9 protein-coding genes are annotated in these 10,764 nt (G+C 72.4%); 1 reads left to right on the top strand and 8 read right to left on the bottom strand.

Going from position 1 to position 10,764, the window contains the following annotated elements:
* The first annotated feature begins 27 nt into the window (after positions 1–27).
* Positions 28–1,380 (top strand): glycosyltransferase family 4 protein, encoded by a 1,353-nt coding sequence (locus DSM112329_RS00530; protein WP_354699849.1) that lies wholly within the window; start codon positions 28–30, stop codon positions 1,378–1,380.
* Between the two features lie 119 nt (positions 1,381–1,499).
* Here the strand turns inward: DSM112329_RS00530 and DSM112329_RS00525 are convergent, their stop codons facing one another.
* The 8 genes from DSM112329_RS00525 to DSM112329_RS00490 form a co-directional block, all read right to left on the bottom strand.
* Positions 1,500–2,471: a hypothetical protein gene (locus DSM112329_RS00525; RefSeq protein WP_354699848.1), complete on the bottom strand. Its 972-nt coding sequence runs from the start codon at positions 2,469–2,471 to the stop codon at positions 1,500–1,502.
* The gene (locus DSM112329_RS00520; protein ID WP_354699847.1) at positions 2,468–3,451 is read right to left on the bottom strand and encodes a glycosyltransferase family 2 protein; all 984 of its coding nucleotides are present in this window, start codon (positions 3,449–3,451) and stop codon (positions 2,468–2,470) included. Before DSM112329_RS00520 ends, DSM112329_RS00525 begins: the two co-directional genes overlap by 4 nt.
* Positions 3,448–4,401 carry a glycosyltransferase gene (locus tag DSM112329_RS00515; protein ID WP_354699846.1) on the bottom strand — a complete coding sequence of 318 codons (954 nt, stop codon included), beginning with the start codon at positions 4,399–4,401 and terminating at the stop codon, positions 3,448–3,450. The genes DSM112329_RS00520 and DSM112329_RS00515 overlap by 4 nt, the downstream gene beginning before the upstream one ends.
* Before the next feature lie 41 nt (positions 4,402–4,442).
* On the bottom strand, positions 4,443–5,027 hold the full coding sequence (locus DSM112329_RS00510; RefSeq protein ID WP_354699845.1) for a ferritin-like domain-containing protein: 585 nt from the start codon (positions 5,025–5,027) through the stop codon (positions 4,443–4,445).
* Positions 5,024–5,602, bottom strand: coding sequence for a ferritin-like domain-containing protein (locus DSM112329_RS00505; RefSeq protein ID WP_354699844.1), 579 nt, complete (start codon positions 5,600–5,602; stop codon positions 5,024–5,026). Before DSM112329_RS00505 ends, DSM112329_RS00510 begins: the two co-directional genes overlap by 4 nt.
* On the bottom strand, positions 5,599–7,413 hold the full coding sequence (locus DSM112329_RS00500; RefSeq protein WP_354699843.1) for a hypothetical protein: 1,815 nt from the start codon (positions 7,411–7,413) through the stop codon (positions 5,599–5,601). Before DSM112329_RS00500 ends, DSM112329_RS00505 begins: the two co-directional genes overlap by 4 nt.
* Positions 7,410–10,100, bottom strand: a complete 2,691-nt coding sequence (locus DSM112329_RS00495; protein WP_354699842.1) for a glycosyltransferase — start codon at positions 10,098–10,100, stop codon at positions 7,410–7,412. Before DSM112329_RS00495 ends, DSM112329_RS00500 begins: the two co-directional genes overlap by 4 nt.
* A 195-nt stretch (positions 10,101–10,295) precedes the next feature.
* Complete coding sequence (locus DSM112329_RS00490; protein WP_354699841.1) at positions 10,296–10,757, bottom strand: helix-turn-helix domain-containing protein; 462 nt, start codon at positions 10,755–10,757, stop codon at positions 10,296–10,298.
* Positions 10,758–10,764 lie beyond the last annotated feature (7 nt).

Here is a 10,764-nt window from a genome sequence, read left to right as displayed (position 1 = left end):
GCGTCGCACATGGCTATGGTTCCGCGCGTGACGACGCCCACACAGAAAAGCGGTTCGGTCGCGATCGTGACTCCATGGCTCGGCCTCGGAGGGACCGAGAAGGGCCTGGTCAACCACGCGACCGCCATCGACCGCGAGCGGTTCGACGTCCGGGTGGTCGTGACGAAGGGCGACGGCCCCCGGCACGCGGACCTCGACGCCGCCGGTGTCCCCGTCGTGCTCGCGACCGACGGGCCGGACGCGCTCGCGGAGGCCCTCCGCGGGGTCGACGTCGCGCACGCGTTCCGCGTCGGCCTCGCCGAACCCGCGGTGCCGGCCGCCTGCCGCAAGGCCGGCGTGCCGCACCTGATCGAGACGAACATCTTCGGCCGCATCGACGCATCGAGCGACGAGCCGCAGTTCGACTGCCACCTGTTCGTCGGCCAGATGTGCGCGTGGCGCTACCGCGAGCGCCTCGGGCTGACCGGACCGGCGTTCCACGAGCGCCATCGCGTCCTGCACTGGCCGATCGACATCCCGGGCCTGCGCGCCGCCGCTCCGGAGCGCCGCGCGGCCAAGCTGGCACTGGGTCTCGACCCCGACCGGCCGGTCGTCGGCCGGATCGGCCGCGACGACGACACGAAGTGGCGGCGCCTGCTCGTCACCATGGTCCCCCACCTGCTCGAGCTCGTCCCGGACGTCCAGGTCATGTACGTCGGCGCGACACCGGACAAGCACAAGCTGCTGCGGCGCCTCGGCGTCCACGACCGCGTGAGCTTCGTGGACACGACGTTCGACGAGGCCCAGGTCATGCAGCGGTTCATGGCGTGCGACGTCTTCGTCACTGCTGCGGAGATCGGGGAGAGCTACTCGGTCGCGATCTCGGAGGCGATGGCCCTCGGCCTGCCGATCGTCACGTGCTCGACGCCCTGGGTGGACAACGGCCAGATCGAGCAGGTGCAGCAGGGCGTCACGGGGCACATCGCCGACCATCCGCGCGCCTTCGCCGAAGCCTGCGCGGACCTCATCGCCGACCCTGCCAAGGCCGACCGCTTCGGCGCGGCGGCTGCGGTGTTCGCCGACGAGCGCATGGACCGGATGCTGCTGACGCGGCAGCTCGAGCGCCTCTACGCAGCGCTGATCGCGGGCGAGCCGATCCCGGGCGACGGCTGGGTGCCGAGCCTCGTGGAGGTCGACGGCTTCGGCGCCGAGTACGAGCAGCGGCTGACGCGGAGCTTCCGGCCGCTCACAGCCCGCGAGCGCCGCGAGGTGCAGGTCGAGCGCTACGCCGAGCAGGCCCGCTGGGCCCTCCGGGCGGCCCGCAAGCTGGACCGCGACAACGTGGGCTTCCTGATCGGGACGCTGCGAGCCCGAGCCCGCCGCCTGACGACCCGCCGCTAGACGCTCGAACGAGAGCGAATGGCGCATCGGTAGATCGACCTTCCTCACGCGCTGGGCGAACGAGCCCCCGGGCGAGTTCGCCCGGCCGAACCCGAGCGCGCAGCGCGAGCGGTTCGGCGTCATCGGAACGCGTACTCCGACCCGGCGAGGACCTCGACCGGCTCGCGCCGCGCGCCCGCGCCGGCCGCCTCGTCCAGGGGCCAGTCCGCCTCGGGGAACAGCGCGTCGGGGCGCTGGCCCGCCAGCAGGACGTGGCGCGCGCCGCCGAGCTGTTGCGCGACGAGCGGCCGCGCGTCGGCCGGCGTCTCGCTCAGCCCCCAGGTCGAGACGATCAGGTCCGGTGCCAGTGGCAGGGCCGCCCCGGCCGGGACGGTCAGCGACACCTTCCCGGCCGTCGGGGTGGCCCCGGGCTCCAAGAGCACGACGGCGTCGGGCCCGAGCACGGTGCCGAGCCACACCCACTGCAGGGCGAGGACGGCCGGCAGGTCGACGATCACGTGCGTCGGCGGCGGGCCTCCGCGGCGGCGCAGGAGGCGCGCGAGCCCCCCGTAGCCCCCTCCCCATTCGACCACGACGTCCAGCGCGAACGGGTCGGCCCCGGTCGACCGGCCGAAGCGGGTGAGGTGGTGCAGGTGGTGCACCGCGGTCGGTGAGGTCCAGGGCGTGTCGCGCGCCGGGGGCGGGCAGCCGGCCGGGTCCTCGGCCAGCAGGCGGCGCAGCGCCGCCGGTGCGTGCGCGGCCCGTAGGACGTCGAGCTCGCCGACCAGCGTCCGGCGGCCGCGGACGAGCATCGTCTCCTGGATCACCGGCCGGCGCAGGACGTCCCACGGCAGCCCGCCGGCGACCAGCGCGGCGATCACCGTGGCGTAGCCCTCCCACGGGCCGGCAGGCGGCCCGGCGGCAGCGGTGAGGCGTCCGAGGACCGCAGGCGCCTGTGCGGCGCGCTCCGCCCACAGCGCCCGCTGGTGAGGGGCTCCGCGCTCGAGCCTGCGCTGCGCGCCCGGCGCCCGCGTGCGGGCCGCGAGGTCGTCCGCCCGCCGCACCAGTCGCCGCAGCGGGTGCTGCGACCCGATCGCCGGCGCCCGGCTCATCGCGCGAGGCGTTCCCGCACGACGAACAGCCGCGCGCGCACGTAGGCGGCGACGGTGAGCAGGCTCAGCAACGGGTACAGGGCCCAGGCCGGGTCCGGGCGCGCGCGGTAGCCGCGCGCGGCGAGGACGGCGGGGCCGACCAGCGTCGCCGAGAACAGCGCCTGACGACCGGTGACCAGCAGGCTCGGGCGGTACCCGCGGCGCTGCACCGGGTCGCCCCGCATCGAGCGGCGCGCACGCCGGTTCGCCTTGCGCCAGTACGTGCGGAGGTCCTCGGCGTAGAGGTGGACGACGCCCTGCTCCACGCGGGCGAAGCGGTGGCCCAAGGCGGCGAGGTCGCCCACGCAGTCGGAGTGGATGAACGACGGCGCGTAGCCGGTCTGCAGCAGCGCGTCGCGGCGGACGAGGAAGCCGTTGGACCCCATCGGCGGTGGTCGCTCCGGGTCGATCCGGATGAGCAGCACGTCGCCGTGGCGCTCCTCCTCGAGGATCGGCATGCCGGTCCACCGATCCAGGTGCCAGGCCCAGCGGTCGGCCCAGCCGAGCTCGACGGCGAGCGGGTCGCTGCCGCCCATGAGCGCGCAGACCCGGACCACGGGCGGGTCCTCGCGACGGTGCTCGTGGAACAGGCAGTCGGCGGCGACGACGTCCGGCGCCAGGTCGAGCGCGCGGCCGAGGCGGCCGAGCCAGTCCGTGGCGGGCAGGACGTCGTCGGCGTCGAGCAGCAGGATGAGCTCGCCCGTCGCCGCCGCGACCCCGACCGCGCGGCCGGCCTCCTCGTTGCCCGCCGGATTCGCGAGGACAGTGGCCGAGTAGGCGCGGGCGACCGCGGCCACGTCGTCGCGCGATCCGCCGTCGACCAGCAGGATGTTGACCGCACCGTCGTAGTCCTGCGCGGCGAGGCTGTCCAGCGCGCCGCGCACCACATGCCCGGAGTCCTTGACGGGGACCACGACCGTCACCGACGGGCGTCGCGTCACGCGTCCTCCTCGGGCAGCCTGCGCCCGAGCATCGACAGCGCGAAGCCGACCCCGTAGACGACGTGCGTCGCCATGATGCCGCCGGCGATCCGCCACCAGCGGGCGGGGCGGCGGTCGTAACCGGCCGCGACGCAGGTCGCCACGTAGCCCGTCGCCCCGAGCGTCCAGAGCGGACGCAGGGGCCGCGGCAGCACCGGCCGGGAGAGGACGCCGAGCAGCAGCGCCGTCGGCGCGAAGTAGGAGGGCTGCAGGGAGTTCAGGCCGCCTGCCCGGGCGAACGCCCCGCGGCGGCGAGACCAGCGGTAGAGCTGGCGCAGGTGGCCCCGCCAGAGCGGCCGCCGCGAGTGCAGCACGACGAGCTCCGGGGTGTAGCGGATCCGCCAGCCCTGCCGGATGATCCGCTCGCAGAGGACGGTGTCCTCGCCGAACGCCCACGGCGTGTCCAGGCGGACGGCGAGTGCGTCCGCGCGTCGCATGACGAGGTTCACGGACGGCGCGTCGTCGACGTCGCGAGCAGCCACCTGGGAGTAGCGCCAGCGGTGCGGGCCGCTGACCAGCGGGGAGGCGAAGACGCGGAACGAGAGCTGTCCGAGGAACGGCTCGTCGTCCGGCGTCAGGGACGGCCCGGCGACGGCCCCGATCGTCGGGTCCGCAAGCGTGGTGATCGCGACCTCGGGCCAGCCGCCCGCCGGCAGGGCGTCGTCGTCGATGAGGGCGACGTACTCGCCGCGGGCGGCCTCGACGCCGAGCTGGCGCTTGACCGACGTGTTCGCAGTGCCAGAGGGCACGCAGACCACGCGCGGATCCAGGTCGTCCGGGCGCTCGTCAGGGATCAGGACCACCTCGACGCCGTCGTGGCGGAGAAGCGCCTCGATGCAGCGCCGCCCGTAGTCGTTCAGCGCGATCAGGGGGACGATCGCGCTGATGCGCGGCGCAGGGGCGGACGACACCGGCCGCAGTGTAATCGCTGCGCCCCGGCGCTCCGCGCCCGTCAGTTCGCGGACGTCAGGATCAGGCGCATCGCCGCCAGGGGCTGCGGGTCGTCGAACGGCCCGGCCTCGGCGGCCGGCTCCCCGAGGAGCCGCGCCACCGACCCGGCGTGCGCCAGCTCGTCGGTCAGGATCACGAGCAGCGGCTCCAGGCGCTGCTGGTCCTCGATCAGCGTGACCGCCGTCCCGGCACCGGCCGCGGCGGCGTTCTCGATCCGCTTGGCGTTGAGCAGGAAGCCCTGCTGGTCCTGCTCGCCGAACTCGAACACCGTGGACCGGTTGACGACGACGTCCGCGTCGATGTTGACGGCCCTCAGCGTCCGCACGTGCACGCGATGCCGGGCCAGGGCGGCACGGGCGAACGCCGCCACCTGCGGGTCGAGCTCCAGCGTGAGCGCGTGGGTGTAGAGCGCGACCTGGATGTACTCGGCGTCGAACATGTACTTCAGGATCGCCCGGTCCCCGGGGGTCGCCGGCTCGCCGCGCGGGGCGGTCTGCGCCCGGGCGACCGCGGGCGCGGTCAGCGCCGCCAGCCCCGCGGCGCCTGCCGTGCGCAGGAGCGTGCGTCGCCCGATCACGTCGTTCATGCGAGGCGGGCCGTGTCGCGGACGGCGGCCAGGACATCGGCCAGCGCTTGCGGCGGCGGGGCGACCGCCGGCGCCGCCTGCCCCGCGGCGACGCGAAGCCACACGGCCTGCCGGATCTCGACGCCCATGATCGACACGCACGCGATGCGCACGATGTCCTGCGAGACCCGCGGGATGACGCTGCGCCACGCCGCCGCGGAGCGCTCCTCGAGGTCGGCGAGGTAGCCGAGCAGCTCGCTGTCGCGCCGCGGCAGGTCCGGCGTGCCGGTGACGACCTTCGGGGCACGGGCGCCGAGGCGGTAGAGCACGTCGCCGATCGCGCGCAGGTGCTCGCGCTCGATCTGCGCCTGGGCGGTCCAGCGCCGGCGTGCCGCGCCGCCGGCGCGGCGTGCGGCGGCCTCGTAGACGACCACCTGGGCCTGCTCGACGACTACCAGGTCGCGCAGCAGCGCCGCCTCGTCGTTCGCCGTCGCGGACCCGACCGGCACGTCGTCCTCGCAGCCGCTCAGCAGCGCAGCGCCCGTGCCGGCGCCGGCGACGAGCAGCGCCCGCCGCGTGAGCCCGGACCCGCTCACAGGCGGGGCGGTGACTCGCCGCGGACCTTGTTCAGGACCGAGTCGAAGCGCGTCTGGGGGTTGAGCGGCTTACGACGGGCCACCCGCAGCAGCACGTAGTGGTCGTTCGCGTGGATGGCGGTCAGCCCGACCAGGCCGCCGAGGCCCGGGTACCGCACCTCGACCTCGTCCTGGATCGCGAACGGCGACCGGGGATAGCGACCGACGAGGATGTACCGCACGCGATTCCATGGCTTCTCGAGCGGGATGATCCACTTCGAGTCGCCCTGGTCGATGCGGTCGCGGAAGATCTGCGGCCGGCCGGTCTCGAGCATCACGCCGAAGGTCTGGCCGTCGTCGGTCAGGATGCTCGCCCGCTTCTCCGGCACGTACCTGCGGATGTAGGTGGCCATCTCCTTGTCGTCGCGGTTGCCGACGGTGTACTGGCCGCGGGTGCCGCTGTTCTCCTGGTCCTCTCCGGTCTCCAGCGCGGCGATGAACGTCCGCTCCAGGTACTGGAACGGGTAGGTCTCCATCGTCTGCCACGTGAGCGGGATCGAGATCGCCAGCATCGCCGCGAAGGCCGCGAAAGCCCCGTTGCGGACCTGACCGGGTCGCGCCCGCGAGATGAGCCAGGCGCCCGCGATGATGGCGACCGGGATGTCGCGCATGTTGTAGCGCAGCTGCAGGAGCGCGACGGTGTCGCTGCGGAAGATCAGCAGCGCGCTCGTGGCCGCGTTGGCGCCGAGCAGCGCGATGAGCCAGAACGCGAGCGAGTCCCGCCGCCGCCACCAGTAGAGGAGCAGGAACGGCATCAGGACGAGCACGAGCGGGAACAGCCGCAGGTTGACGTCGACGACCTTCTCGATGATGTCGAACGGCGTCAGCGCGCGGTTGACGGATGCGGTGCCGTCCGAGCCGGTCTGCCCGGAGTCGCCGATCATGCCGCTGGCACCCGGGGTGATCGAGTCGGTCGTCCCCCCGAGGAACTGCTTGCGGAACCAGTAGATCGGGTCGCCGAGGATCAGGAAGTTGAAGAAGCACCACAGGCCGATGCCGTAGAACAGCGGCCCGACGTAGGCGAGGATGCTGCCCTCGATCTCGTCCTGCGATCGCCGCCGGACGAACAGCGTCACCGGGATGGCGACCGCGACGATCAGCGCGAAGACGAGCAGCTCGTAGCGGCACAGCGCGGCCATCGTCAGGCCCATGGCGCAGATGCTGAGGTGGTGCGGCTCGCGCGTCATGTGCCAGCGCACGAAGTAGCTCACGCCGATCGCGGTCAAGGCCATGAACGGGGCCTCGCTCATGCCGTTGATCGCGTAGAACAGCATCATCGGGTTGAGCGCGACGAGCAGGATGATCACCCAGCGCTGCAGCGCGCTGAGGCCGAGAAACCGCATCAGGCTCAGGAACGTGACGAACATCAGCGCCATCCAGAAGCCTGATGTCGCCGGCAGCGCCATCAGCGAGGTGGCGAGCGGCTTGACCAGCGTGAACGGCAGGAACACGAGCGTCGACAGGGGCGCCCAGATGAAGCCGATCGCCGCGAGCTTCGGCGGGTTGTTCCACCACACGAAGTACCCGTGGGCAAGCCGCGCCGTCGCATCGAACACGACGAGGTGCTGCTGGTAGACGACCCGGTACCCGAGTGCGAGGTAGACCCCGTAGAGCAGCACGAAGAGGCCGACGGACTCGTACGTGCGGGCCTTGATCCGCGGGCGACGCAGCCGCAGGCGGTTGTGCCGGTGGTCACGGGCGACCCGGGCCGGGATCTTCCCCGGAAGCCCCTTGCGGACGACGACCTCGTCCGGGGGGACGACGGTACTCATTCGGGATGGTCCTCGCTGCGCTCGGCGAGGCCGTGGATCGTCTTCTCCCAGTAGTGCGGGTTCGTGATGAGCTGGATGGCGCCCTTCCACGCCGCCCAGCTCATGAGCGCCCAGTAGACGGGCGAGAACAGCGCGAACTTGACGAGGTCGAAGTAGCCGCGGCGCATCGAGCCGGCCGCGTTGAGGTACGTGAAGACGAAGTTGCCGACGAACAGCCCCGATGCCGCCAGGTAGTAGACGACCCCTGGGAACAGCTGGCGGATGAGGCCCGCCTCGGTCAGCAGCCAGAGCGTCGTCAGGCCCCAGTAGACGGGGTTCAGCAGGAACCCGAACGCGGTCCCGCCGACGGTCAGCTGGAAGGACAGGAAGCGCTTGGTCCCGATCGCGCGCCAGAGCTGGAACGGGTGGCGCATGTGCACCAGGTACGTCTGCAGGTAGCCCTTCACCCAGCGCGAGCGCTGGCGGATCCAGTTGTGCAGATCGGGGTTGGCCTCCTCGTAGGTCGTCGAGTCGACGACCGCGGTGCGCCAGCCCGCCTTGTTCAGCCGGATGCCGAGGTCGGCGTCCTCGGCGACGTTGTGCGGATCCCAGGCGCCCAGGCGACGCAGTTCGTCGGTGATGAAGTGGTTCGAGGTGCCACCGAGCGGGATCGGCGCGTCCTGTGCGTCGAGGCCCGGCAGGAACACGTCGAACCACATCGAGTACTCGGTCGTGAACCAGCGCGTGAGCAGGTTCTGCGTGCGGTTGTAGTAGTTGAGCTTGCACTGGATGCAGACCGTCGCCGGGTCGGACTGCTTGAACGCGACGACCACCTTCTTGAGCTGGTCCGGGTCGGGCTCGTCCTCGGCGTCGTAGATGACCGTGATGTCACCGCGGGCCATCAGCAGGCCGTAGTTGCACGCCTTCGGCTTGGTCTTCGGCAGCGCGTCGGGGACGATCACGACGCGGAAGTGCGGCGGCAGGTTCAGCTTCTCGATCGCCGGCAGCGTCTCGTCGTCGTCCTCCTCGAGCAGCAGCTTGATGTCGAGCTTCGTCCGCGGGTAGTCGAGCTTTGCGATGCCGTTGACGAGCTTGGGGACGACCTCCGCCTCGCGGTACATCGGCATCAGGATCGTGAAGACCGGCAGGTCGGAGTCGTCGAGCGCGTCGAGCTGCTCCTTGCTGATGTGCTTCTCGTTGTCGTGGCCGAGCGAGTTGTAGGCCAGCAGCAGCTTGTAGAAGGAGAAGCCGAGGTAGAAGAAGCTCGCGGCGAGGTTGAACACCACGAACGCGAGGATCGGCGACAGCACGAACGACAGGAGCCCCAGCGCGAGGACCGCGATGCCGAAGCGCTTCTGGCCCGTCGAGATCACCTTGAACGCCGACTCCTCCGGGCGCGAGGACCGCAGCTGCGCGATCGCCGTCTCGATGTGGTCGGCACTGTGGATCCGCTGCAGGACGTTGTCGATGCCCGTGTCGGTGGCGACGACGATCGCGATCGGGTGGCCGACGTACTCCTCGACCAGCTCGAGGCCGGCGATGTTGTCCGGGTCGGCGGTCGCCACGAGGACACGGCCGTCCTCGACCCGGCGGTACGGCATCGCGAGGTGCCGGAGCGCGAGCTCGTGGGGCACGAGCCGGACCAGGTCCTCGTCGACCTCGATCGACTCGATGTCGACGAGGGCCAGGCCGGCCTGCCGGGCCAGGACCGCGCCGATCTCGAGCTCGTCGACGAGCCCCGAGTGCGTGAGGATGTGCCCGAGGTAGTCGCCGGTCCGCTCCTGCTCGGTGAGCGCCGCCGCGAGGTCCGCCTTCGCCAGCTGGCCGCCGGCCACGAGTTGCTGGCCGAGGGCGCTCGCAGGGACGTCGTCCTCGGGCGCCTCGTCGACCTCGACCTCTATGGACTCCTCGACGGCCGGCGACGGCGCGGGCACGAAGCTCGGGGGCGGTCCGGCGGTCGCGGCGTCGTCCACCGCGTCGCCGGGGGGCGTGGGGATCGCCGACGGCTCCGTGGGCGCGTCGAAGGCGGGCGGGTCCTCGACCACGAGGCCCTCGAGCCCTGCCTCGATCGGCGGGACGACGACCAGCCGCTTCGGCGCCCGCGGACCGGGCGACGGCACCGGCGGCTCGGTGTGGAACGTGGGCGGCTCGTCGACCTCCGGCGCGGTCGGCGTCGCCGTCGGGGACGGTGGCGCTTCGAACGAGACCGGCGGGACGAGGCGGTCGAGGGCGACCTGCAGCTCGGTCGCGCCGAGCTGGATGAACCGGGCCCCGAGCCCGGCGCCGTCGGCGATCCGCGCGACGGCCGCGCGGGCGGACTCGTCGCCGAGGTCGGCCAGGCCGACCGTCACGACTCCGTCGCGGACCGACAGCGGCAGCACCCCGAGCTCGCGGCAGAACCCCGAGCCGAAGAGGTCGAGCGCGCCGGACCCCCGGGGCGGCTCGGGGCGGTGGACCGGCCGGCGCGGCGGTAGCCAGCCGCCGGGCTTGGCCACGGCACCGGCGCCGATCGGCCGGCGGACGGGAGAGCCGTGGGGCCGGGCGACGTGGTGGACCGGGGCCCGCTGGCCGCGCCCCTGCTCGCGCGCGGTCCGCTCGATCTCGGTCTCCAGCAGGCCGCCGACGCGCCGCAGGTCGTCGAGCGCGACCGGGGTCAGCACGATCCCCGTTCCCTTGCCGGTGACCCCAGGACCGATCGGCCGCCGCACGGCCGGGACACCCCGCGGCCGAGGGGACCGCGGACCTGCTGTGGGGGTGTCGTCGGAGGGGCTCAAGCTGCGTGGGTGCGTCCATGCACAAAGAGCGCCGCACCGTAGCAGTAACTCGCTCTATTTTCGATACAAACGCGTGACTGGTCACGAGGCTGCAGCGCGACCGGTCAGCTCCCCGACCGCCGGCGTGCTTCAGGCGGCGTCGGCGCGCAGCCCGGGACCGGCGACCGGGCGCACGTTCAGCGCGTGGACCGGCTTGCCGCAGCAGTCGCACGTGAGCTGCGGCTGGGTGATCTGGCCGCACTCGATGTGCGTCAGCTCGACCGGGGCGCCGTCCGGGGCGGTGTACTTGTCGCCCCACTGCATCAGCGTGACGACGATCGGATAGAGATCGCGGCCCTTGGCGGTCAGGCGGTACTCGAAGCGCGGTGGCCGCTCGGAGTAACGGCGCTTCTCGAGGATCCCCTGGTCGACGAGCTTGCCAAGCCGGTCGCTGAGGATGTTGCGCGCGATGCCGAGGTCCCGCTGGATGTGGTCGAAGCGCTTCACGCCGAGGAACGCCTCGCGCAGGATCAGCATCGTCCACCGCTCACCGACGACCTCGACGGTGCGGGCGACGGAGCACTGGTAGGTGCTGGCAGCGATCCCATCCATTCCGAGA

Source organism: Paraconexibacter sp. AEG42_29, from assembly GCF_040581415.1.
GTDB lineage: Bacteria > Actinomycetota > Thermoleophilia > Solirubrobacterales > Solirubrobacteraceae > Paraconexibacter.
This window is presented reverse-complemented; position numbering and strand designations above follow the sequence as displayed.